Raw genomic sequence first — 19427 nt, 5'->3', positions numbered from 1 at the left:
CGAAGATGAGTATCAAACTCCCGTTTAAGCCGTCCAAGGCAGCGCAGGCCGCGGTCGCGGTCCTGGCCGCCACTGGCTCTGTCGGTACCTACGCGCTGCATGAGTTCGCCGGCATCCTTCCCGAGACGTGGGCCGGCGCGATCAGCAGCGGCTTGGCGGTGATTGCCGCTGTGGCGGGCTTCATCAAGACCGCAGAGCCGCTGATCGACGACCTCGACCAGTTCGCCTCCTGATGGGCGAGCCGACCACCCTGATCGGGCTGGCCGGGCTCGTCGTCATCACGGTCGGCGGCTGGGGAAAAGCATGGATCGACAGTCGCAACCATGCACGCGCAGTCGGCGGCATCCGCGACCAGCTCGTCAACGGTCACGACTCGAACCTGCGGGAAGATCTGGACGAGTTCCGGGCCGAGGTCCGCGCCGGTTTCGATGACGTGCGCCGCGATATGCGCGGCATCCGCCAGGACATCGGCGGTGTCCGCGGCGAGCTGCGTGACGAGCGCGAAGCACGGCTCGACCTCGAGCGGCGCATCGAAACGGCGAAACGCCGCCACCCCGAACAGATGTGACGTGACCTCATGCAGGCGCGGTCGCCGCTGACTGAGCAGATCACCACCGCGCTGGCGCAACTACGCGCCGCGCGGGATCAAGGCGAGATCGAGCGCGAATGGACATGGCAGTCGATGCTTGACAGGCTGCTCGACCGTTACAGCCAAGGATTCAGGTGAGACCGTCCGATAAGGCGTGGATCGTGCTGGGTGCTGCGCTGGCGGCGGCTGTCGGTGTGTGGGATGCGCTGTGCCCGCCCGATGAGATGTTGTCGGACGCCAGCCGCCGCTACGCCAAAACGCATCCGCTGCTCACCTATTGGGTGATCGGCACGGTGGTGCTGCACCTGATCGGCCGGCTGCCCCACGCCGTCGACCCGATACATCTGGTCGGGGAGGGGTTTCGATGGACTTCGCTGCGCTTCCACCTGAGATCAACTCGGCCCGCATGTACGCCGGCCCGGGCCCGGGCTCGCTAATCGCTGCGGCACAGGCGTGGGAGACGCTGGGTGCTGAGCTGGAAGCGGCGGCCAACGGTTACCGCGCCGCCGTCACCGGACTCGTCAGCGGCGCGTGGCTGGGCCCGTCGAGTCAGGACATGGCCGCAGCGGTACAGCCATATATCGCATGGATGGAAGCGACCGCGCAGCAGACGCGGCAGATCGGCGCACAGGCACTTGCCGCTGTGGAAGCCTACGAGGCGGCGTTCGCCGCGACCGTGCCGCCTCCCGTGATCGCCGAGAACCGTGCACAGCTCGCCGCACTGGTTGCGACCAACCTGCTCGGCCAGAACACCCCGGCGATCATGGCCACCGAGGCGCAGTACGCCGAAATGTGGGCGCAGGACGCCGCCGCGATGGTTCAGTACCAGGCGACGTCATCGGCTGCGACGTCGGCGATTACGCCGTTCACGCCCGCACCGCAAACCGCCAACCCGGCAGCCCCGGCCATCCAGGCGGCAGCCCAACCAGCGACCACCAATGGCGGTGTCGGGTCGATCATCAGCCAGATCGACGGCATCCTCAACCCGAACGGCGTTCCGATCCTCGGGCTCGACAGCAGCACCCTCCTCGGCCAGTACCTCGAGCAGTCCGTGAGCGGCGGCTACCCGATCAACATCGCCCAGCTCTTCGGAAACTTCATCGCCTACACGGCGATGGGGGCGGCCGTCAGCTCCGCGACGACCAGGCCCGCTGTCGCGACACCGCAGCCTGTCAGCGTCAGCAGTGCGACACCGTTCGTGTCGACCCAAGTAACGGCCAACATGGGTGGCGCGTCGACGCTCGGCAGGTTCTCGTCGCCGAGCTGGACGACGCAGCCCTGGAACCTCGAGGGACGCGCGCCGAACGTGTCGGTAGCGACACCGGCCGCGCAGAGATACCAGGCGGGAATCCCTGTGCCGCCGGCCGTCCCAGTTACCAGCGCCGGCAGAAGCGCACAGCGGCGCGTCCGCGAAGACCCCGAGTACGGGCACGTGTCAAAAGTGCTGCCACCGCGACACCCGGCAGGAGGCTAGCCGCGACATATGGGTCGACGGATTCTTCCTCGATGGAGGCCAGGCTTTTACGTGGTTGGCCTGGACGGCAAACTACCGCCCGGCGCGGCGGGAGCAATCCATCGGGGGATGGTCGTCGGCCCGCGCCGGAGCGGTGAAGACCAGGGTCAGCGTGGCGAGGATAGCGAGAACGAATTTCATACCGGGCCTCTTTTTTCACGTGGCGGCGGTCGGGCAGCGGGCGGCAAGCGCCTCAGTCGTCCAACGGGTGGCTTGGTCGAGCCCCCATCCGCTGATGCGTTGGACGAATTGGATGGCGTCGGTTTTGGTGCCGCCGTCCCAGAGGACGTTGCATGTTGAGGTTGCGAGTTGGCCTTCGGTCCAGCCGTTGCCGATGGTCGGCGGTGGCGCGAACCGTTGGGTGGGAGCTGAGGGCGCCACCGCTGGGGTTTCGGTGACCGTCACCGTCGGCGGCGGCTCGGCAACAGGCGGGGCGCCGCGACAGTTGGTGTGGGCGCGGAAGTCGGCACCGGAGCTGCGAGAGAATACGAGGGAGCTGCAGCAGCAACGGCCGGGGTTGAGGGCGCCGAGCGCGGCGCGTTGTCGCGGCGCGTCAACCAGACACCTGCCATCCACGCTGCTGCGGCAACCGCGACGGCCATCAGCCCCACGAAGATCTTCACGGTTCCCCACGCGTAGGCCCGGTCGTCGGCGTCGCTCCACAGATCCTCATCGTCCTCGTCGAGGTCGCTGTAGGCCAGCGGAAGGTCGGGAGTCGCGGTGGTTCTGATGGCCGCGGTTTCCGGCTCGGGCGTGGAAGCGCCGGATTGGGTTGGGCTGGTCATTTCGCGCCCGCTTCGTACTGTGCGTTCATCGACTGAACCCGTAGGTACAGCTCGACCCAACGCGCTGCTGCGGCCTGTGCCATATCGCGACGTGCCTGCCTCGCCTTCTGGCTCATGTCTCCCTGTGCGCCTGCTGGCAGCCTATCCCACAGCGCCCAGGTGGCGTACTCGTAGGCTGCGTCGTGGAGCGCTCTTAGCGCCTCGCCGTATCCGTCGTAATCAAACTCGGCGAGGGAATCTAACGCGTCTCTAGGTCGCCGGAGGTCGATGTGGACGCGGTCCACATCTTCGAGGGTTTCCGCAGGTCGCCGCATGCCGTCCACACTCCTTACATCATTGTGTTTCCGCAGCTCAGAGCCGGTTTCGGGGCTATTCCCGTCGGGTTCGATTCCCGGCAGCTCCACCAAAACCGCAGGTCAAACCCTATAAAAATGGAGAATAGCAGCCGTCCACACCGCAGTCCACATTTCGGGCGTGATACGGTCCATATTCGTGGCCACAATCAGGCGCCGCCAACGCATCGACGGCAGCACCTACTGGCAAGTCCGCTACCGCGTAGACGGCCAAGAAACCTCAACCTCCCTCGACGACCCGAACGACGCCGAGGAGTTCCGCCGCCTCGTCGAAGCGGTCGGCGGTGCCCGGGCGCGGCAGGTTCACGGCATCGATCGCCCGATCCGCGGCGGCCCGACCGTGACGAAATGGCTTGAGCACCACATCGAGCACCTCTCAGGCGTCGAGCGCCGCACACCGGAGGACTATCGCAGCTACCTGCGCAACCACATCGCGCCGACGCTTGGCCACATCCCGCTCACGTCGCTGACGCGCGACGACGTCGCCCGATGGGTAGAGAAGATGCGCGACGACGGCGCGTCGGGCAAGTCCGTCGCCAACCGCCACGGCTTCCTGTCGTCGGCACTCAACGCGGCCGTCGAAGCCGGCCACATCGCCGCCAACCCCGCTGTTGGCGTGAGGCTGCCGCGCACCGAACGCGACGAGATGCGATTCCTGAGCCGCGACGAGTTCGCCGCCCTCCTAGCGGAAGTGACCGAGCCGTGGCGGCCGATGGTGCGGTTCCTCGTCGCCTCCGGCGCCCGGCTCTCCGAAGTCACCGCGCTGCGACCATACGACGTCAACCGCACAGAGCACACCGTCCGCATCAGCCGGGCATGGAAACGCGGAGGCGGCGGCTACCACCTCGGGGCGCCGAAAACCAAGCGGTCGGTGCGCACCATCGACGTCCCGGCCTCCGTGCTCGACGACCTCGACTACAGCGGCGAGTGGCTGTTCACCAACCCCGGCCGCGGCCGGCGCGCCGCAGGCGGCCCGGTCCGGGCGCCGAACTTCCGCGCCAACGTGTGGTGGCCGGCCGTCGAGCGGGCTCAGCTCGCACCGCCACGGCCGCGCATCCACGACCTGCGGCACACGTGCGCGTCATGGATGATCACCGCCGGGGTTCCGCTGCCGGTGATCCAGCGCCACCTAGGCCACGAGTCGATCAAAACAACCATCGACCTGTACGGGCACCTGGACCGCAGCAGCGCCCAAGCCGCAGCGGATGCGATCGGGAGACTGCTGGGCCCAACCGCGTGATCAGCTATCTACCGGCACTGGCCGACAAAACTCCGCATGTTCGCCGACAAAGGTGCGCCCCCGGGGGCCGCTTCGGTCGTCAGCTTCCCCCGTGCCGCTTATTCAACACGTGGACTACACCGACATCAATGTGTTGCGCCGCGAACTGCTGGACCGTCTCGACCAGCATCCGTTCATGTCGTGGCCGGAACCACTGCTACGTGCCCTCATCGCGGTCTTCGATGTGTGGTATGCCAGCGCGCCACCGCCGGAACCGGTCGGCAAGCCCAGACTCCACATCGTCCGATGATCCCGCCGGCGACGCCGCGCCACCCGGACGGTCACAATCAGGCGGTAAATCAGCCATTCGCTGAGCTAGCTGGTCCAGCAGCCATTGAGTTTGCTTGCCTGTGTCGCTCAATTGTTCGACAGCGGTCTTTGTGATGGCTTGGTCGAGCTGTTTCCACCGCGCGGACAACTCGGCATCATGAAGTCTCTCCACCAAATCAGCGAACGCCACAGCCGTTCTCAGCAGCTGCTCCACAGTGGCGAGGTCGGGCCCACCCGCAAGTTCAGAACGTGCACGAAAACCATAACGACGCCCCGGAGCTGCCTCCAGTTCCTCGACAGGAGACGGCTCGCCGCCGGCGAGGATGTCGGTGATGCTGCCGGGGCGCCACTTCAGAGCGAGTTCAATCTGCGCGATCGTTCCCGCTGAGTAGTTGGTTCGTCGCGCGTTCTCGATGTCTCCGAGCATCCGCGGCGTCAAGCCCGTCCTCTCGGCCAGGGACTTCGTCGTCTTCATCCCGAGTTCGATGCGTCGCTGAACGATGTGCGCACCCACCCGTTTCCATTCCGCGCCGGTCATACCCCCCATCGTGAGGGAAACATTGAGAAACATCTAGTAGCTGATCTACGCGAGATACCACTCAAGACCGGAAACACACGCCGGAAACTACAGGATTGCACTTCCGCTCTGACCAGCATGAATAGGAGCGACACGGAATCGTTTCCACCGAGTTCTTGACATAGTTCCAATCGGTTCCTACCGTTGGTCGGCATGGAGCGGAACGACGATCCGGTGAGGACCGGGGCCACAATCAAGGCACTCCGAGAGGCATACGGCTGGAAACTAGGCAAGTTCGCCGTCGCCATCGGAACAACACACCCGCACCTGTCCAACATTGAGGCCGGCCGTAAGCGGTGCACCCCGGAGATGGCCCGCAAGATCGCCGATACCCTCGGCGTCCCGCTCGCCGCCATCACGACCAGCTTCACAGCCGAAGAGGTTGCGTGATGAGCGCCGACTACTACGGCGACCCGCTGGGCGTAGGAGACGGGGCCGCGCCAGGGGCAGAGATTCGGGCTCACACCTCTGGCGCGGCCCACCCCGAAGGCGGTGCCAGATGAGCATCCGCATGCCTGAGTCCACGCCGCCGACCGGCTACTTCGCCGCGCTGGAAAAGACGCAGCCTGGCGCATCGCCGTTCGACCGCATCCGCCGCGTCCGCCTAGACGGCTCCGAGTACTGGTCGGCTCGCGACTTGATGCCACTCATGGGCTACAGCGCGTGGCGCAACTTCGGCGTACCGCTTCAGCGCGCCATGATGACCGCGCAGAACCAAGGACACGACGTGCAGCGCCACTTTGCGCGATCCCGCAAAGTCGCAGCGTCGGGGCCTGATGCCGAAGATTGCGAGCTGTCCCGCTTCGCCGCCTACCTCGTGGCGATGAACGGCGACCCGAACAAGCCCGAAGTCGCCGCCGCACAGGCGTATTTCGCGATCCGAACCCGCGAGGCCGAGACGGTCACGCCCGCACTTTCCGGCCCCGAACTGCTGGCCCACGCCGTCATCGAGGCCCAGAAGATGCTCGCCGCCAAGGACGAACGGATCGCCGAGCTCGAGCCCAAGGCCGAGTTCTACGACGCGCTGATGGAAGCCGACGGCACCTACTCCATGCTCGCGGCGTCGAAGATCCTCGGCTGGGGCCGCAACGTCATGATGCGCGAACTGCGCAGAGCCGGCGTGCTGCAGGGCAACAACCTGCCCTACCAGCGCTACGCGCACCACTTCAAAGTCGTGCCAGGAACCTACACGCACCCCAAAACCGGGGAGCAGATACCCACGGCCACAACCTATGTTCGGCCGCCCGGGTTGGAGTTCCTGCGCAAGTGGGTGTGGGAGCTGGCCGCGGAGGGATTCGACGCATGAGCGGCGATTTCTGGTGGACGTTGGCCGCGGTGGCGCCGTACGGGCTGTTGATTGTTTTCTTGCTGGGGGTTTCGCGGTGAAAACGTATTCGCTGGCTGAGGTGGCGGCGATGGTGCTGCCGCCGGAGTGGAAGGACTCCGAGCGCTGGTTGCAGCGGCGTTTGCGGCGCGGGTTGATCGGCGGCTACAAGGTCGGCCACACGTGGCGGATGACTCAAGACGACGTCGATGACCTGATCGCTAAGCACCGCAACACCACTGTTCGGGCTGAGCGGCCGTCGAGACAGTTGTCTTTTACTCCGACGTCGCGCCGGAAGCTAAGGAGCGCGTCGTGATTGATGTTTTGACTGCTGTTGCCGCGCTGCTGGCCGCGTTGGCGTCGTTGATCGGGTTCGAGTGGCTGCGGAGAACATCGTGACCGGTGAGCGCCTGGCTGGTTTAGATGCGTTGGCGTTGACGGCTGACGAATGTCGAATCCTGGCGGCGGTGTTCGGGTTTCGTGACACGGCTGAGTTCCAGGTGTTTGCGCGCCGCCAGCAAGGCAAGCATGCGCGACGCCAACTAGTGAGGAGGATGAGGTGACTACGCAACGCACCGTTGTGCTGGAGCATTCTATCGCTAGCGTGGTGGCGCAGGTCGATGAGCTGCGCGCCGAAAACGACTCGGTGCGTGAGGCGTTCGCCGCTGCGGTCGGCTACTACAGCTGCCCGTGTGGGGCCCAGTTCGAGTTCGCTGAGGATTCGACGCTGGAGGAGTATGCGGCGCTCAACCGCTGGCTCGGCCGCCACTACGGCGCCTGCGCCGACCAGCTCGCGGCAGACAACGCACGGCTGGAAAACCAGCTCGCGACCGCCCGGGCGCTTCGGGACGCGGATCGGATGGCGCCATGAGCGCTCTTCTCGACAGCTTGATTGCGCAGTGGCGCCGCTGCGGCGGCGACAAATGCCGGCTGGCCGAACGCGGCAAATGCCCGCGCTGCAAGCGGGGGATGCGAATCACGTTGGCGCGCACCAAGGAGGCGGCGTGAAAGCCCTGTTGACGTTCCCGTTCGCTCTCGGCCGCGAGTTGTTACGCGGTGTCGGCATGGGATTGGACGTTTGCTGCCCGCGCGAAACGCTGCCCAGCTACGACGAACTGCTGGCTGTGCAGAGCGCGCTCGATCGACTCGACGCCCTCGTCGCCGAAATCCGAGACCTTGCCGATTCTTCCGCTGCGCCGGTGACGCCTCCCGATGCTGCAGCGGAACGCCCCGCCGGAGAGATCGCCAGCGCTGACACTCCCGGCGCTGCTCCGGCGGGGCATCCAAACCTCCTGCGCGCCGCAGCGCACCAGTTGCGCGATTGGGCCGCCGACGCCGGATGCGGTGCGCCGCACTACTGCCGGTCGCTGTCCAAGCAGCTCGAGGACGCGGCAGAACAGATCGTCCACCACAAGTAAATCGCCCCCGGCCGGGTCCACGGCCGAGGGCGCCGACAACAGGAAGGGATGATTCCCAATGTCAGACAGCAGCTTAGCAAGACCGCCCGCACAGGACGACCACCTGGCCGTGCTGCTCGACTTCACCGAAATCGTCTGGCACGAAACAGACGCCACACCAAGGGATTTGAACCCGTCGTGGTCGCAGATGCTCGACGCAGCACTCGACTACGTGCGCGACGACGCGCGCTGGGCGGTGCCAGCGTGACGGACCGTTGGCTACCCGTTGTCGGCTATGAAGGCTTCTACGAAGTTAGTAGCGATGGCCGCGTTCGCAGTTTGAAGCGGCGCTTCCGGATTTTGAAGCAGGCTGTCCATCCTAGGGGTGGTTATCGACAGGTCACCTTGGCTAAGAACGGCCATCACCGCACACACAAGGTGCACAGACTCGTCCTTGAGGCGTTCGTGGGCCCTTGTCCACCAGGGTTTGTTGGCTGCCATAACGACGGCGACACGTCGAACAACCGTGCAGACAATCTGCGATGGGACAGCCCCTCTACGAACAACTTCGACCTGGTTCGACATGGCACACATGCGAATGCAAACAAGACGCATTGCCCCGCTGGCCATCCCTACGACGACGAGAACACACTCAGGCTGCGACACGCCCCGAAGGCGCGGCGTTGCCGAATCTGTTATGAGCGTCAGCAAGCCGAACACGCTGAGCGTAAACGCATCGGCCGTCGGAAGCTGAAGGCTGCCTCATGATTCAGCTGAATTGCCCGGTTTGCTGGCGCGTTGTCGGGGCCTCTGATGGCATAGTGAAAGCTCATGTGGACACGGCGTTTATGCCATGCCCGATGTCGCGCCGTCCCGTGCCGCCGAGTTCGCTACGCCAGGCCGAGCTGGAGGAATCAGCGGCGCATGTGATGCGGCTTGCCGCCGAGCTGCGCGACGACCTCGACGCCTTCCACAACGTGCTGGCCGACGCCACCAACGCGCAGCTGCGCGAATGGCTCGTCATCGCCTTGGCCGCGGTTGACGTCGACCGACCGATGAGCGAACTGCTGGCCTGGGTCGAGGGTCTGCGCGGCGACGTCGAGGCTGTCGCATGATTGCGGAGACTGTGCTCGTCTGCGCCGCTGCGGTGGTGGTGCTCGTGGCGAATGTGATCGCGTTGCGGCGTCGATGGCGCCCACGCCGGGCCGGCCTCCCAGCTCCGGGGTACACGCTCGACGACGTAGTCGCGATGCGGCAACGGCTCTGGGATGAGCGTGAACGCCGACACGTCAAGACCACGATCGTCTACGACGAGCACGGAGAGCCTGTCGCCGGTTTCGACAGCCGGGGCCTGGGGGCCGTCTGCGACTTCGAAACGGGTGAACCAGAGTGAGCGGGGTCGTGATCGAACCAGGTTCGCCGGAGTGGCATCGGATCATCACGTCGTCGAAGGTGGCGGCCATCCTTGGTGTTTCGCGCTGGGAGTCGCCATACAGGCTGTGGCATCGCATGAAGGGACTCGTTGACCCCGAGCCGCCAAAGGATATCTTCGACGTGGGCCACGACTTCGAGCCGGCGATGGCGGCGATGTGGAAGCGCCGCAACCCGGGTTGGCAGCTCTCGCCCGGCGAGGTTCAGATAGTCGCTGACGCCAAGTTCGGCTATCCGGCCGCGGCGACGTTGGACCGCCGCGGTCGGCGCGGTCGGGCCCGCAGGGTCGTGGAGTTCAAAACCGCGCGCCGCCTGGAGGATTGGGGAGATTTCGGCACCGATCAGGCGCCGGCCGACTATGTCGCGCAGGTGCTCGCGCTGATGGCGTTCACCGGCTACACCAAGCACCCGGCGCACCTGATGGTGTTGGGCCCGTATTTCGAGGCGCACACCTACGTCATCGAATACGACGAGCAGGTCGTGGCGATGATGCACAAGCGCTGCAGCGAGTTCTGGCATTCCCTGAAGGGCAGTGAGCCGCCGGATCTCGACGACTCCGTGCCAACTTACGAGTGCGTGCGCAAGCTCCACCCCGAAATCAACCCCGGCGAGACGGTCCAAGTCGACCCCGACGATGCGCTGGCTCTGCTCAGAGCATCGGCCCTTGGCAAGAGCATGGAAACCCGGCTTCGGGGAATGAAGACCCGGCTGCTGGACCAGATGGGCAACGCACAATACGCCTGCGTCGGCGAGCTCCGCATCGCCGACCGCCGCCAACACGCCAAAGGCAGTGTGGCGCTCAACCTTTCCGTCAAAAAACCTGCCCGAACTGGAGGAACTGATCGCATGACCACAGCTCACGCCCCCCGCCCTGGCCGACCAGGCCAGCACCGAACTCGCCATCGCCGGCGGCCAAACCGGTTTCACCGAAACCCAGGTCGCCGCGCTGCGGCAGATCGGAATCGAGGACGCCACCGACGCCGACCTGCAGGTGTTCTTCCACCACTGCCGGCGCACCGGCCTGGACCCGTTCGCCCGCCAGATCTACATGATCGGCCGCGAAACCGACGTCAACGTCCGAGTGCAACTCGACAACGGCAACACCCGTATCGAGAAGCAGCGGGTGATGAAGTACACGATCCAGACCGGAATTGAGGGCTATCGCGTCATCGGCAAGCGCGCCGCCCGCCGCGAAGGCGTCGTGGTTTCCAACGACGACCCGCTGTGGTGCGGCAAAGACGGTGTGTGGCGCGACTTTTGGCCGAAGTCAGAAGGCAAGCCAGTCGCCGCGAAGTACACCATCCGCGTCGACGGCGCGCCCAACACCGCGACGGTCATGTTCGAGGAATTCGCCCAGTACACCAAGAACGGCGAGCTCAACTCGATGTGGAACAAGATGTCGGCCAACCAGCTCGCCAAATGCGCTGAGGCGCAGGCATGGAAGAAGGCTTTCCCGGCCGACTTCTCCGACATCATCCTCGAAGGCACCGACCAAGGACAGGTCATCGACAGCGACGGCGCGCCGGTCCGCGTACCCAGCCAGCGCCGCGGCGTCGACGGCCTACGCGCCGCGCTGGGCGCCGATGATGCCGCTCCTGGTCAGGACGGCGGTAACGACGCGAGTCAGGACGCTGAGCCGTCGTCGGGCGCCACTCTTCCCCCCGACTCGCGTGACCAGGACCAAACCGGCATGTCAGACGTTGCGCGCCGCAAGTGGTTGAACCGCATGTTCGCTCTGCTGTCCGAAGGCGACTGCAACGACCGCCAGGACCAGCTCATCGTCATCGCCGCGCTGGCCGGCCTGCCGGTCGGGGAGATCGAGCACCGAGACGCCATCAGCGACGACGAGCTGCGCGCCGTCGTCAACCAGATGAACGCCTGGAACAAGGCAGGCGTCCTCGGCCAGCAGATCACCGAAATCCTCAACGCCGCAACACTCGCCGCGGAAGAGGACACCACCACCGAAGGGAACGCCGATGCCTGAAACACCCAACACCCCAGATGAATTCGCCGCCGTGCTGCTCCAGCACGCGAAAGGCCGCGCCCACGATGAGGCGTCGGAGAAGATGCGCGAGGCCGTCGAAGCGGTGAAGCGCACCGGCAAGGACGCCAAGGTGATCGTCGAGCTCGCAATCAAGCCGGTTCCCAAGATTCCCAACGCATTCCGCATCGAGGACAAGGTGACCGCGAAGATCCCCGATGACCCGCGCACGTCGATGTGGTTCGCCGACGAACAGGGCGGCCTGCACCGCAACGACCCCAACCAAGGCTCCCTGTGGGAACCCGCCGACAACAAGACCGCCGCCGCAGATAACTGAAAGGACCGCCATGACCGACAACGGCCCCACCATTATTCAGCACTCGCGTGACCAGCAGCAGATCGTCATTGTTCGCAAGCCGGATGAACCCCGCGTCTCATGGGCTGTCGGGACCACGGCCGAGCATGGCATGCAGGTCTACGAAATCGTCGCCCGTGAAGACCTGCTGCCGAACCCGTACCGCGTCAGCGGAACCCGCACCGTCGCCGAGCTCGACTCGTTCCTCGACGAGCTGGAACGCCGGCCACTTGCCAGCGAAGGCACCCTGTGGGGTAACGCGCAGCGCGGCCGACTCACCGCCATCTACAACGACCACCGCGGCGACACCGCGGGCTGGCGTGACGACCGCCTCGAACTCCAACTCGCCGCCGACGAGGACTGGACGGCCTGGCACGCCTTGTCGGGCAAGTACTTCCGGCAGGAGGAATTCGGCGACAAGGTCGAGGAACTGCTGCACACTGTCACCAGCCCCGACCAAGCTGAACTACTCGAAGTCATCGACAGCGTCCGCGCCTCGAGCAAAGGCGAATTCGAGTCAGGCATCGAACGCGCCAACGGCGGTCAACGACTCGTCTACAAGCAAGAACACACCGTCAAAGCCGGCCGCACAGGACAACTCGAAGTACCGCAAATCATCGGCCTCGAGCTGCGCCCGTGGGAAGGCCACCACGAAACCTACCCCGTAGACGGCTATTTCCGGGTCCGTGTCTCCGACGGCGACCTGTTCCTGGCGATCAAGCTCAAGCCCACCCGGCAGATCCTGCGCAAAGCCTGGTTCGACCTGGCCGCGAAGGTCATCGAGCAGACTGGCAAGCCTGTCTACGCGCAGCCGTGACAAACCCAACCGTCAAACTTCGCAAGTGCGCAGAGTGCGGCCGGCCGACGGCCGCACCTGTGCAACGCGGCGACGTCTGCTACTGCCAGAAACACGCCGCCACGGCGCCTGACATGGTGAACCACCCGCCGCACTACACACGCGGGCCGCGGATCAAAGCGGCGACGACTGGCGGCGCCAGAGTCGTCGAGTGCATCGAAGTCATCCGCCACATCAGCGACTTTCGGCTCGCAACAGCCATGAAATACATCTGGCGCGTCGCTTTCGGCGGCAAAGCAAACGACCGCGAAGACATCGAAAAAGCCTGCTGGTACCTGCGTGACTGGCTCGACAACCCGACCAGCGAGACGCCATGAGCCGACCCTGTTCGACCAGCTCGGCGACCGCAACAGCGACATCGTCCAAGCTGCGCTCACCCGCAAATGCGAACAATGCGGCGCCCTGCCAGGCGACGACTGCACAAACCTGCCCATCAACGGACACCCCCTACACGGCCGCATAGTCCACTACGGGAGATCCACCGCATGACACTCGACCGCGTGCTCGATGCCCGCACCCGCGCCGGCCTCCCACCAACCCCGCCATGCTCCACATGCGGCGCGCCCGCCATCGGCTACATCTCCTGGCGCGACGGGCATTTCGCCGCCTGGTGCCGCAACCACATCGACACACCGCAACAAACAAGCCTCATGGATGGCGCATCATGACCGCTCAACTCGCCCTCCCAAGCTGCGTACTGCCCGGCTGCCGGAACCCTGTCGGCCAGGTTGGTGAGCCATGCGGCGAATGCCTACGCGCGTTCGGGCCGATACTGCGCCAAAACCCCAACGCGCCACCACTGACGGCCGAAGAAATCGCCGAACGCGACTCCTACGTCGACTGCGCCTACGCGCTGCAGCGGATGATCAGGGAGGGCCGCTGATGCCGATCCGCCCCGAGAACCGCGGCGGCTTAAGCGTTCCGCTTCGCGATGTGCTCTCGCCATCGGAATACCGATCGGTGGAGACGCTCCGCGCCGGCCAGCTTGGAGACCCAGCACGGTTCTATGGACTGTGGGAAGGTGTCGTCGCACGACACACTGGCGGCCGGCTCACGCCAACAGGACACGGCTGGGACGTGCAGCTCGGCAGCATCCGCGTCGAGGTTAAATTCGCCGCCGAATGCATAATGCGATTCGGCCAAGGCGCTCGCCAGGTGTTCCGGTTCGTCTCACTGCGCGGGAGCTCCCGCAGCAATGCGTCGACCGTCGTAGTCCTGATCGGCCTCGACCGACGCGACCTCATCCACGCCTGGGTCATCCCAACCGCGGTGATCGGTGATACGGACGCCTGCACGCTGAACAACCCGGACCGCGCAGTAGGCGATAGCCGCTCCCGATTCTCTCCGTATCGCGTGCCATTCGACCAACTACTGCCCGAAATCCTGAGCGCCCACCGCGAGCATCACGCACAGACCGCCCAGCGCACGCGCACCGCTGCGCTCGAAGCCCAGATGGACGCGCTGTTCGAGGTAGGTAGTGCCTGATGCCTGAATGCGCGCTGTGCCTGCACTACGAGAGCGAGCACACACCGGCCGACATCGACCCCGGCCGGCGCTGCCGAGCTCGCGAATACGCGACCAAATTCGGGCATGTCGATTGCGACTGCCCGGGATACGAGCCTGGCGACGACGAAGAGATGGAGGAGTCTGTGGCTAACTCGGCTGGGATGCTGAAGGAGTCGATCTGGCGCGACAAGGATTGGCGCCTGCTGCCGCGCACCGCGCAGGCCACCTATGTGCAGTTGATCAGTCAGAAGGAGCTCGACCGCGCCGGCATACAGCCGCTGCAGGTCGCGAAGTGGGCGAAGGGCTGCAACGACCTAACCGCTGAGGATCTGTGCGCGGATCTGAAGGTGCTCGAGCAGCACAGGTTTGTGTTCGTCGACGAGGACACCGACGAGTTGTTCGTTCGCTCGTATATGCGGCACTGCGACGTTGCGCGGTATCCGAACATTCTCAAGAACGCGTTGCGCTGCGCCCGCATGGTGGCGTCGGAGAAGCTGCGTCACGAGCTCGCCAAGGAGCTGCGCCGGCTGCATAAGGCTGACGCTGACCAGGTTGCAGACGCGATCGATCCACCCGGTTTTGAGCCCGATTTTGATGAACCTCAACTGAACGGTTCCGAAACCCTGCCGAACCCTTCCGAAACCCTCCCGCAAACGGTTCCGGCAACGGTTCCTGAACGGTTGAACGGTTCCGAAACCCCAACGGAACCCCAGGGATATGGATCTGGATATGGATCAGTTACCTTGGGTAGTTCTCAAGTTGGGGGGGCGCGCGAGCGCGAACCCAACGCCGACAACGAACCGCCACCCGACTCGAACGACCCCCCACCCCGACACTGCCCAAAGCACATGCCCGGCGGCACCCTCGACCCGTGCGGCGCCTGCAAGGAGCACCGGCAGCGACACGACCGCTGGCTAGCCAACGCCGACATCGAGCAAAAACGCGCCCAGCAAGCCGCAGCCCGCGAAGAAGCCAGCCGCCGAGCACAACTCGCCGTCGACCGACAACTCGCCATCACCGACTGCGATCTCTGCGACGACAACGGCTACCGCGGCGCCCACGTCTGCGACCACATCGACCGAACCGAAACCACCAAAGCCGGCATCGCCGCAGTCCGGGCAGCACTCGCGAAAGGCAGCGCCAAGTGACTTTTCGACACTCCGCTCAGCAGATCGCCAACGCCCGCCGAAACTCGGCCAAAGCCACCCGCGAACGCCACCAACGCGACCAGCCCCAATTCGATTGGGACAAAGCCATCGCCAGCCTCAAAGCCATGCTCGACAAACTGGAGGCCAGATGAGCGCCACACTGCTGGCCTGGACCGAGCACGCCGCCTGCCGGCCACACCCCGCCTGGACGCCCGCCAGCGAGCCACACGCGGCCGAAATGGCGGCAATGCAAGCCATCTGCGACGGCTGCCCGGTCATCGCCCAATGCGCCTGGTACACGCTGTCCGAGCAACTCGAAACCGTCGTCTGCGCAGGCGTCTACGTGCCCGAACGCAAACGCGCCCGGCGATACGCCGACGCCCAACGCCAGCTCAAGCACAAAGCCGCCATCGGAAAGCGGCCGCAGCGATGACGATCCGCGACGCTGACCGGATCCTCGACGAGATTGACCGGCTCGTCGACGAGCAGATGGCCGATGGCGAACCACGCGTCGGCTACGACTTCGGCGACCCGACCTACCCGCGCTGCCCGCACTGCGACCGCCACTGGCACGGCCTGCCCATCACCGAACGCATCGCCGCGATGTACGCCAATGGGATCTACGACGAGGACTACCGCGCCGACACCGACACCAGCCGCGTGCTCTGCCAAGGCTCAGACTTCATCGGACCCATGCCGGCCGAAATACCACCGGGCCTCGAGTGGCTCGAGCAGTGGATCCAGCGGGACATCGCCCTCGCGCACCGACGAGCCATCCACGACCTGCTCAGCGGCTACCGTCTGGCGCTGACGCCCGAACTCCAGCTCAACGTGAACCGCCGCTGGTGGCGAACCACGCTCCCCGACAACGCCGAAATCACCGAAGACATGGAGCGATTCGAGTTCACGGTGGTGGTCGGCGACGCATCGCAGACGTTCAAAGCCGAACACCTCCGCCGCAACGGCAACGTCGTCGACGTCCTGGCCGACTTTGCGCCCAGCATCGGCGGCACATGGGAGCCGCTGACAGCGCCCGGCGTGGTAACCCATCCCGTGGTGCCGCAAAACCAGCGCCGCGCAATTGCGCAGATTCCGCAGCGGGGTTCACGTGTCAGCTTCGTGGACGTCCGCGGCCGCATCATCACAGGAACCGTGGCCAACGTCGAAACCGACGAGGAAACCGGCGTCACCGATATGACGCTTACCCGCTTCCCTGAGTTCGCGCCCGGCGAGTTTCCTCGGCTACACCGAGGAGGGTTTCGATGAGCGAATGCCAGCACTGCGGCTGCCGCGCACAGCTTTTCCTCTGCCAGAGCTGCACCAGCGACCTGCGCGACATGCTCCGCGGCCTCGTCGAAGGCCAAGAGCTCCCATCCGGTCACCGCGGCGCAAGCTGGCTGCAATACCTCACCGACGCCGCACTCGGCCAAACCCGGCTCGGCGTCTCAGTACGCCACTCCACCGACTACACGACACCGCTGCCGTTCAACAAGACCGCATCCGACCTGCTCAACGAAGCGCACGCAATGCTCGCCCGCTGGGTCGAAATCGTGAACCGCAACGCCGAAACACTCGCCATCCTAGGAAAGGACCAGCCGTGACCACCGCCGTCCAGATGGCCCGCACACTCGCCGACAACGTCACCGCGATCGCAGCACACCAAGACGCCGGCCGGTGCTACCGCGAAATCCAGAAACTCATCGACGACATCGAATACCGCATCAACCGGCCCAAACCCCCACGCTTCCTCGGCCCATGCCCACACCTGGTCACCAGGCGCCAAGCCTGCGCAATGCAACTCGTCGCGCCACGCGACGCAACCGAAGTCCGATGCCCAACCTGCGGCACGCTGCACCAGGTCGACCATCTGATTGAGCTGCTGCGCAACCACCTGCTCTACGAGCCGCTATCGGCGGTGCAGATCGTCGGCAGCCGCGTCAGCGACCTCCCGGGCGCGCTCGAGCAGCTCGGCGACAAACTGTCGCGATCCACGTTCTACTCCTGGTGCAAACGCGGCTGGCTCAAACCGCGCAGCTACCAAACCCGCGCCGGTGTGCGGCTACCGCAGCGCCAAAACGACAGCGACGAGCCGATGTACTGGCTGGCCGACGTCTACGCGCTCATCGAGGCGACACGCGAGAACAAACCAGCATGAAAGTTGCGAAATCACACGCGTGTGACTTACCTTTGGAACCAGATTGCAGGCGGACGACCTATGCCCGCACCAAGGCGCTCTGCCGTTTCACTTCCCAGCGTTCGCCAGCTGGGACACTCGCCCAGCGGTAACACCGAGCATCGCGGCCGTGTCTCTCACCGAATACTTGCGCGACAGCGCGGATGCTACGCGTCCCGTTTCCGAGACCAATTCGGCCTCTTGGCGCTCGATCTCTTCGCGCATTCGGCGCAGACGCTCGGCATCGAGCACCGACTCATCGTCGACGTCGTAATGAAAATCGAGCTCCACATCGGCGTCATCCGGAAGATCGTCCATCAGGATGATGACCTCGCGTACCGATTTGGCGAGTCCAGCCAGTGAGTGGGCGAAGGTGTGCGCGCCAGCGACGGCGGGCACGTCGGCCAGCCACGCGTCGCCCTCGCGGGTGACGTGAACGCTGTAGGTCATTTCAGCAGCCATCCTTTCCCAAGCGCCGGTTCTAGGTCGCGTTCGATCTTGTGCAGTGTTCCGGTGGGAATGTCGCCGGGGTGTTGCGGGACCGCAGTGCTCGCGGTGATTTCGCCGCGGGTGACGCGGTAACGCTTGTGCGATCCGACGGTGCGGATGTGCACGCCGCCGAGCTTTTCGATTTTCCGGTTGACTTCCCGAGCACGCATAAGCCTAAAGTTTAGTCGCTAAACACCGCAAGTGTCAAGCGGTTAAACACCTATTGATCGGCCCTTTTCCTATAGGGAGCCTAGCCACGCCATGCCACGCCCAGACGCCGCCAAACTCATCGCCGAAAGCCTCCACAGCCTCCCACACCCAGACGGCCGCCCACGCCGACTGATGCACTTCAGCCAGTTCAACCAGACCACCGAAACCCGCGACCGCATCAACCAACTCGCGGCCGGCGTCGGCGAATCCATCGTCCACCTACTCGAACGCCGCGGCTACACCATCGGCCACCGCGACGACAAACACGCCGCAGACGCCGAAGGCTACAAAATCGCCAACGTCTACTGCGAACGCTGCGGCGAACGCCTCTACTCGCTCACCGTCGACCACGACATGAAAGCCCACCTCAGCCGCCTGGCAATCCGCACCCTCACGCAGATCAACCCGGAGTGCCCACACCAATGACCGCACCGAACCCGCTGGCCGAACAGCTACGAGCGTTCCTGCCCAAAGACTTCCTGCCCACACGCGCAGCAGCATCCAAGATCTACACCGTCGCCGAAGGCATGCAATTCGCAGAACGCATCGCCGACGCACTCGACCGCACAGAACGGTTGCCGGTCAGCACCACAGTCACCCACAACGACGACGGCAGCCTCACCATCCACGTCACACCAGACACCGCCGCAGCGGCCCCGCTGGCCGCAGACGCCTAGCGCGCCAATGCCCGGCCGCCACACCAAGACCACCACCCAGCGCGGCCTGGGCCACCGACATAAACAGCAAGTCGCCCACCTCAAACGCCAGCACATCGACGGCACACCCTGCTGGTGGTGCGGCGAACCCATGTACCTATCGCAAGGTCTACCGGCGCAACGGCACCAGCGTACCAGCGCGCAACGGCGCCGCGGCGACCAGCGCTGACCGGCCGAACCCTGGCCATGCTGGCCATGGTCCGGCTGCAACAGCGAAGCGCGGAAGACGGCAGCGCGACTCACCTGCGACCAGCGCTGACCGGCAAACGAGCAAACCGGGAGCTGGTCGACATCGGGCCGCGAGCACTGCAGTGGCCATGGTAACCGGCTAGCGAACGCCAACAAGGCGCGTACCAGCGCAGATACCACCCCGGCAAAAAAATCGAGGGCGGGGGTGGTCGCAGCGACAGGTGCTGAAGCGTTGAAACCTTTGTCCTCTCTTAACCTTAGCAATACGTAACCGGAACGAAGTACC

The 19427-nt window shown here is 65.0% G+C and carries 37 protein-coding genes and 1 pseudogene; 32 read left to right on the top strand and 6 right to left on the bottom strand.

The features are described from left to right. The first annotated feature begins 5 nt into the window (after positions 1-5). The 5 genes from G6N47_RS00190 to G6N47_RS00170 are packed head-to-tail and all read left to right on the top strand — an operon-like array spanning position 6 to position 2063. Positions 6-233 (top strand): hypothetical protein, encoded by a 228-nt coding sequence (locus G6N47_RS00190; protein ID WP_083129665.1) that lies wholly within the window; start codon positions 6-8, stop codon positions 231-233. Continuing rightward, on the top strand, positions 233-568 hold the full coding sequence (locus G6N47_RS00185; RefSeq protein ID WP_083129664.1) for a DUF2746 domain-containing protein: 336 nt from the start codon (positions 233-235) through the stop codon (positions 566-568). Before G6N47_RS00190 ends, G6N47_RS00185 begins: the two co-directional genes overlap by 1 nt. Positions 569-577: 9 nt before the next feature. Continuing rightward, positions 578-727: a hypothetical protein gene (locus G6N47_RS00180; RefSeq protein ID WP_163659477.1), complete on the top strand. Its 150-nt coding sequence runs from the start codon at positions 578-580 to the stop codon at positions 725-727. Further along, entirely contained in the window at positions 724-1026 is a 303-nt protein-coding gene (locus tag G6N47_RS00175; protein ID WP_083129663.1) for a DUF7427 family protein, read from the top strand. The genes G6N47_RS00180 and G6N47_RS00175 overlap by 4 nt, the downstream gene beginning before the upstream one ends. After that, positions 954-2063, top strand: coding sequence for a PPE family protein (locus tag G6N47_RS00170; RefSeq protein WP_083129662.1), 1110 nt, complete (start codon positions 954-956; stop codon positions 2061-2063). Before G6N47_RS00175 ends, G6N47_RS00170 begins: the two co-directional genes overlap by 73 nt. A 195-nt stretch (positions 2064-2258) precedes the next feature. Here the strand turns inward: G6N47_RS00170 and G6N47_RS00165 are convergent, their stop codons facing one another. The 3 genes from G6N47_RS00165 to G6N47_RS00155 are packed head-to-tail and all read right to left on the bottom strand — an operon-like array spanning position 2259 to position 3294. Continuing rightward, the gene (locus tag G6N47_RS00165) at positions 2259-2507 is read right to left on the bottom strand and encodes a hypothetical protein (RefSeq protein WP_163659475.1); all 249 of its coding nucleotides are present in this window, start codon (positions 2505-2507) and stop codon (positions 2259-2261) included. Further along, positions 2504-2887 (bottom strand): hypothetical protein, encoded by a 384-nt coding sequence (locus G6N47_RS00160; RefSeq protein ID WP_163659473.1) that lies wholly within the window; start codon positions 2885-2887, stop codon positions 2504-2506. Before G6N47_RS00160 ends, G6N47_RS00165 begins: the two co-directional genes overlap by 4 nt. Then, positions 2884-3294, bottom strand: coding sequence for a hypothetical protein (locus tag G6N47_RS00155; protein ID WP_163659471.1), 411 nt, complete (start codon positions 3292-3294; stop codon positions 2884-2886). The genes G6N47_RS00160 and G6N47_RS00155 overlap by 4 nt, the downstream gene beginning before the upstream one ends. 85 nt (positions 3295-3379) lie before the next feature. On the opposite strand from G6N47_RS00155, the gene G6N47_RS00150 reads away from it, so the two are divergent. Then, the gene (locus G6N47_RS00150; RefSeq protein ID WP_083129711.1) at positions 3380-4480 is read left to right on the top strand and encodes a tyrosine-type recombinase/integrase; all 1101 of its coding nucleotides are present in this window, start codon (positions 3380-3382) and stop codon (positions 4478-4480) included. Between the two features lie 196 nt (positions 4481-4676). Here the strand turns inward: G6N47_RS00150 and G6N47_RS00145 are convergent, their stop codons facing one another. Continuing rightward, entirely contained in the window at positions 4677-5327 is a 651-nt protein-coding gene (locus G6N47_RS00145; RefSeq protein WP_163659469.1) for a helix-turn-helix domain-containing protein, read from the bottom strand. A gap of 192 nt (positions 5328-5519) precedes the next feature. Between G6N47_RS00145 and G6N47_RS00140 the strand changes: the two genes are divergently transcribed. The 24 genes and pseudogenes from G6N47_RS00140 (at position 5520) to G6N47_RS00025 (ending at position 17519) form a co-directional block, all read left to right on the top strand. Then, on the top strand, positions 5520-5756 hold the full coding sequence (locus G6N47_RS00140; RefSeq protein ID WP_083129709.1) for a helix-turn-helix domain-containing protein: 237 nt from the start codon (positions 5520-5522) through the stop codon (positions 5754-5756). Positions 5757-5865: 109 nt separating this feature from the next. After that, entirely contained in the window at positions 5866-6672 is an 807-nt protein-coding gene (locus G6N47_RS00135; protein ID WP_083129708.1) for a phage antirepressor KilAC domain-containing protein, read from the top strand. 76 nt (positions 6673-6748) lie between these two features. After that, complete coding sequence (locus G6N47_RS00130) at positions 6749-7006, top strand: helix-turn-helix domain-containing protein (protein WP_197945461.1); 258 nt, start codon at positions 6749-6751, stop codon at positions 7004-7006. Positions 7007-7249: 243 nt separating this feature from the next. Beyond that, positions 7250-7561: a hypothetical protein gene (locus tag G6N47_RS00125; RefSeq protein WP_083129706.1), complete on the top strand. Its 312-nt coding sequence runs from the start codon at positions 7250-7252 to the stop codon at positions 7559-7561. Next, the gene (locus tag G6N47_RS00120) at positions 7558-7698 is read left to right on the top strand and encodes a hypothetical protein (RefSeq protein ID WP_163659467.1); all 141 of its coding nucleotides are present in this window, start codon (positions 7558-7560) and stop codon (positions 7696-7698) included. The genes G6N47_RS00125 and G6N47_RS00120 overlap by 4 nt, the downstream gene beginning before the upstream one ends. Then, positions 7695-8108 carry a hypothetical protein gene (locus tag G6N47_RS00115; RefSeq protein ID WP_083129705.1) on the top strand — a complete coding sequence of 138 codons (414 nt, stop codon included), beginning with the start codon at positions 7695-7697 and terminating at the stop codon, positions 8106-8108. The genes G6N47_RS00120 and G6N47_RS00115 overlap by 4 nt, the downstream gene beginning before the upstream one ends. A gap of 58 nt (positions 8109-8166) precedes the next feature. Then, entirely contained in the window at positions 8167-8355 is a 189-nt protein-coding gene (locus G6N47_RS00110) for a hypothetical protein (protein ID WP_163659465.1), read from the top strand. Further along, positions 8286-8855 (top strand): NUMOD4 motif-containing HNH endonuclease, encoded by a 570-nt coding sequence (locus tag G6N47_RS30240; RefSeq protein ID WP_372517489.1) that lies wholly within the window; start codon positions 8286-8288, stop codon positions 8853-8855. The genes G6N47_RS00110 and G6N47_RS30240 overlap by 70 nt, the downstream gene beginning before the upstream one ends. Beyond that, entirely contained in the window at positions 8852-9202 is a 351-nt protein-coding gene (locus G6N47_RS00100; protein ID WP_428839051.1) for a DUF7368 family protein, read from the top strand. The genes G6N47_RS30240 and G6N47_RS00100 overlap by 4 nt, the downstream gene beginning before the upstream one ends. Further along, a complete protein-coding gene (locus G6N47_RS00095) occupies positions 9199-9480 on the top strand; it encodes a hypothetical protein (protein WP_083129702.1) in 282 nt (93 codons plus the stop codon). Before G6N47_RS00100 ends, G6N47_RS00095 begins: the two co-directional genes overlap by 4 nt. Further along, positions 9477-9905, top strand: a pseudogene (locus tag G6N47_RS29435) (YqaJ viral recombinase family protein); the annotation flags it as partial. The gene G6N47_RS00095 and the pseudogene G6N47_RS29435, both read left to right, overlap by 4 nt. A 484-nt stretch (positions 9906-10389) precedes the next feature. Continuing rightward, positions 10390-11502: a recombinase RecT gene (locus G6N47_RS00085; RefSeq protein WP_163659752.1), complete on the top strand. Its 1113-nt coding sequence runs from the start codon at positions 10390-10392 to the stop codon at positions 11500-11502. Continuing rightward, positions 11495-11836, top strand: a complete 342-nt coding sequence (locus G6N47_RS00080; RefSeq protein ID WP_139799291.1) for a hypothetical protein — start codon at positions 11495-11497, stop codon at positions 11834-11836. The genes G6N47_RS00085 and G6N47_RS00080 overlap by 8 nt, the downstream gene beginning before the upstream one ends. Before the next feature lie 10 nt (positions 11837-11846). Further along, on the top strand, positions 11847-12671 hold the full coding sequence (locus G6N47_RS00075; RefSeq protein WP_163659461.1) for a DUF2303 family protein: 825 nt from the start codon (positions 11847-11849) through the stop codon (positions 12669-12671). 113 nt (positions 12672-12784) lie between these two features. Beyond that, on the top strand, positions 12785-13027 hold the full coding sequence (locus tag G6N47_RS00070) for a DUF3310 domain-containing protein (protein ID WP_139799360.1): 243 nt from the start codon (positions 12785-12787) through the stop codon (positions 13025-13027). A gap of 168 nt (positions 13028-13195) precedes the next feature. Then, complete coding sequence (locus G6N47_RS00065; RefSeq protein WP_163659459.1) at positions 13196-13378, top strand: hypothetical protein; 183 nt, start codon at positions 13196-13198, stop codon at positions 13376-13378. Then, positions 13375-13593, top strand: coding sequence for a hypothetical protein (locus G6N47_RS00060; protein WP_083129697.1), 219 nt, complete (start codon positions 13375-13377; stop codon positions 13591-13593). Before G6N47_RS00065 ends, G6N47_RS00060 begins: the two co-directional genes overlap by 4 nt. Beyond that, positions 13593-14195: a hypothetical protein gene (locus tag G6N47_RS00055; protein ID WP_083129696.1), complete on the top strand. Its 603-nt coding sequence runs from the start codon at positions 13593-13595 to the stop codon at positions 14193-14195. The genes G6N47_RS00060 and G6N47_RS00055 overlap by 1 nt, the downstream gene beginning before the upstream one ends. Beyond that, positions 14195-15364 (top strand): hypothetical protein, encoded by a 1170-nt coding sequence (locus tag G6N47_RS00050; protein WP_232080079.1) that lies wholly within the window; start codon positions 14195-14197, stop codon positions 15362-15364. The genes G6N47_RS00055 and G6N47_RS00050 overlap by 1 nt, the downstream gene beginning before the upstream one ends. Then, positions 15361-15516, top strand: coding sequence for a hypothetical protein (locus G6N47_RS00045; RefSeq protein WP_157139271.1), 156 nt, complete (start codon positions 15361-15363; stop codon positions 15514-15516). The genes G6N47_RS00050 and G6N47_RS00045 overlap by 4 nt, the downstream gene beginning before the upstream one ends. Continuing rightward, on the top strand, positions 15513-15797 hold the full coding sequence (locus tag G6N47_RS00040; protein WP_003921291.1) for a WhiB family transcriptional regulator: 285 nt from the start codon (positions 15513-15515) through the stop codon (positions 15795-15797). Before G6N47_RS00045 ends, G6N47_RS00040 begins: the two co-directional genes overlap by 4 nt. Beyond that, a complete protein-coding gene (locus G6N47_RS00035; RefSeq protein WP_163659457.1) occupies positions 15794-16630 on the top strand; it encodes a hypothetical protein in 837 nt (278 codons plus the stop codon). Before G6N47_RS00040 ends, G6N47_RS00035 begins: the two co-directional genes overlap by 4 nt. Beyond that, positions 16627-16965 (top strand): hypothetical protein, encoded by a 339-nt coding sequence (locus G6N47_RS00030; protein WP_003921289.1) that lies wholly within the window; start codon positions 16627-16629, stop codon positions 16963-16965. Before G6N47_RS00035 ends, G6N47_RS00030 begins: the two co-directional genes overlap by 4 nt. Beyond that, positions 16962-17519 carry a hypothetical protein gene (locus G6N47_RS00025; RefSeq protein ID WP_083129693.1) on the top strand — a complete coding sequence of 186 codons (558 nt, stop codon included), beginning with the start codon at positions 16962-16964 and terminating at the stop codon, positions 17517-17519. Before G6N47_RS00030 ends, G6N47_RS00025 begins: the two co-directional genes overlap by 4 nt. A gap of 87 nt (positions 17520-17606) precedes the next feature. Here G6N47_RS00025 and G6N47_RS00020 read toward each other — a convergent pair whose 3' ends face one another. After that, entirely contained in the window at positions 17607-17987 is a 381-nt protein-coding gene (locus G6N47_RS00020; RefSeq protein ID WP_003921287.1) for a nucleoside/nucleotide kinase family protein, read from the bottom strand. Beyond that, entirely contained in the window at positions 17984-18196 is a 213-nt protein-coding gene (locus G6N47_RS00015) for a type II toxin-antitoxin system HicA family toxin (protein WP_003921285.1), read from the bottom strand. Before G6N47_RS00015 ends, G6N47_RS00020 begins: the two co-directional genes overlap by 4 nt. Positions 18197-18287: 91 nt before the next feature. Between G6N47_RS00015 and G6N47_RS00010 the strand changes: the two genes are divergently transcribed. Together G6N47_RS00010 and G6N47_RS00005 are read left to right on the top strand one after the other, a co-directional pair. Continuing rightward, the gene (locus G6N47_RS00010) at positions 18288-18662 is read left to right on the top strand and encodes a hypothetical protein (RefSeq protein ID WP_139799290.1); all 375 of its coding nucleotides are present in this window, start codon (positions 18288-18290) and stop codon (positions 18660-18662) included. Continuing rightward, positions 18659-18913, top strand: coding sequence for a hypothetical protein (locus tag G6N47_RS00005; protein ID WP_003921282.1), 255 nt, complete (start codon positions 18659-18661; stop codon positions 18911-18913). Before G6N47_RS00010 ends, G6N47_RS00005 begins: the two co-directional genes overlap by 4 nt. Positions 18914-19427 lie beyond the last annotated feature (514 nt).

The organism is Mycobacterium branderi, assembly GCF_010728725.1.
GTDB lineage: Bacteria > Actinomycetota > Actinomycetes > Mycobacteriales > Mycobacteriaceae > Mycobacterium > Mycobacterium branderi.
This window is presented reverse-complemented; position numbering and strand designations above follow the sequence as displayed.

Excerpts from the sequence above, each read along its gene's own strand:
- G6N47_RS00190 (WP_083129665.1), top strand. The coding sequence starts at position 6 with ATGAGTATCAAACTCCCGTTTAAGCCGTCCAAGGCAGCGCAGGCCGCG.
- G6N47_RS00185 (WP_083129664.1), top strand. The coding sequence starts at position 233 with ATGGGCGAGCCGACCACCCTGATCGGGCTGGCCGGGCTCGTCGTCATC.
- G6N47_RS00180 (WP_163659477.1), top strand. The coding sequence starts at position 578 with ATGCAGGCGCGGTCGCCGCTGACTGAGCAGATCACCACCGCGCTGGCG.
- G6N47_RS00170 (WP_083129662.1), top strand. The coding sequence starts at position 954 with ATGGACTTCGCTGCGCTTCCACCTGAGATCAACTCGGCCCGCATGTAC.
- G6N47_RS00160 (WP_163659473.1), bottom strand. The coding sequence starts at position 2,887 with ATGACCAGCCCAACCCAATCCGGCGCTTCCACGCCCGAGCCGGAAACC.
- G6N47_RS00145 (WP_163659469.1), bottom strand. The coding sequence starts at position 5,327 with ATGACCGGCGCGGAATGGAAACGGGTGGGTGCGCACATCGTTCAGCGA.
- G6N47_RS00140 (WP_083129709.1), top strand. The coding sequence starts at position 5,520 with ATGGAGCGGAACGACGATCCGGTGAGGACCGGGGCCACAATCAAGGCA.
- G6N47_RS00135 (WP_083129708.1), top strand. The coding sequence starts at position 5,866 with ATGAGCATCCGCATGCCTGAGTCCACGCCGCCGACCGGCTACTTCGCC.
- G6N47_RS00120 (WP_163659467.1), top strand. The coding sequence starts at position 7,558 with ATGAGCGCTCTTCTCGACAGCTTGATTGCGCAGTGGCGCCGCTGCGGC.
- G6N47_RS00110 (WP_163659465.1), top strand. The coding sequence starts at position 8,167 with ATGTCAGACAGCAGCTTAGCAAGACCGCCCGCACAGGACGACCACCTG.
- G6N47_RS00100 (WP_428839051.1), top strand. The coding sequence starts at position 8,852 with ATGATTCAGCTGAATTGCCCGGTTTGCTGGCGCGTTGTCGGGGCCTCT.
- G6N47_RS00095 (WP_083129702.1), top strand. The coding sequence starts at position 9,199 with ATGATTGCGGAGACTGTGCTCGTCTGCGCCGCTGCGGTGGTGGTGCTC.
- G6N47_RS00080 (WP_139799291.1), top strand. The coding sequence starts at position 11,495 with ATGCCTGAAACACCCAACACCCCAGATGAATTCGCCGCCGTGCTGCTC.
- G6N47_RS00075 (WP_163659461.1), top strand. The coding sequence starts at position 11,847 with ATGACCGACAACGGCCCCACCATTATTCAGCACTCGCGTGACCAGCAG.
- G6N47_RS00070 (WP_139799360.1), top strand. The coding sequence starts at position 12,785 with ATGGTGAACCACCCGCCGCACTACACACGCGGGCCGCGGATCAAAGCG.
- G6N47_RS00065 (WP_163659459.1), top strand. The coding sequence starts at position 13,196 with ATGACACTCGACCGCGTGCTCGATGCCCGCACCCGCGCCGGCCTCCCA.
- G6N47_RS00060 (WP_083129697.1), top strand. The coding sequence starts at position 13,375 with ATGACCGCTCAACTCGCCCTCCCAAGCTGCGTACTGCCCGGCTGCCGG.
- G6N47_RS00055 (WP_083129696.1), top strand. The coding sequence starts at position 13,593 with ATGCCGATCCGCCCCGAGAACCGCGGCGGCTTAAGCGTTCCGCTTCGC.
- G6N47_RS00050 (WP_232080079.1), top strand. The coding sequence starts at position 14,195 with ATGCCTGAATGCGCGCTGTGCCTGCACTACGAGAGCGAGCACACACCG.
- G6N47_RS00040 (WP_003921291.1), top strand. The coding sequence starts at position 15,513 with ATGAGCGCCACACTGCTGGCCTGGACCGAGCACGCCGCCTGCCGGCCA.
- G6N47_RS00035 (WP_163659457.1), top strand. The coding sequence starts at position 15,794 with ATGACGATCCGCGACGCTGACCGGATCCTCGACGAGATTGACCGGCTC.
- G6N47_RS00030 (WP_003921289.1), top strand. The coding sequence starts at position 16,627 with ATGAGCGAATGCCAGCACTGCGGCTGCCGCGCACAGCTTTTCCTCTGC.
- G6N47_RS00020 (WP_003921287.1), bottom strand. The coding sequence starts at position 17,987 with ATGACCTACAGCGTTCACGTCACCCGCGAGGGCGACGCGTGGCTGGCC.
- G6N47_RS00015 (WP_003921285.1), bottom strand. The coding sequence starts at position 18,196 with ATGCGTGCTCGGGAAGTCAACCGGAAAATCGAAAAGCTCGGCGGCGTG.
- G6N47_RS00010 (WP_139799290.1), top strand. The coding sequence starts at position 18,288 with ATGCCACGCCCAGACGCCGCCAAACTCATCGCCGAAAGCCTCCACAGC.
- G6N47_RS00005 (WP_003921282.1), top strand. The coding sequence starts at position 18,659 with ATGACCGCACCGAACCCGCTGGCCGAACAGCTACGAGCGTTCCTGCCC.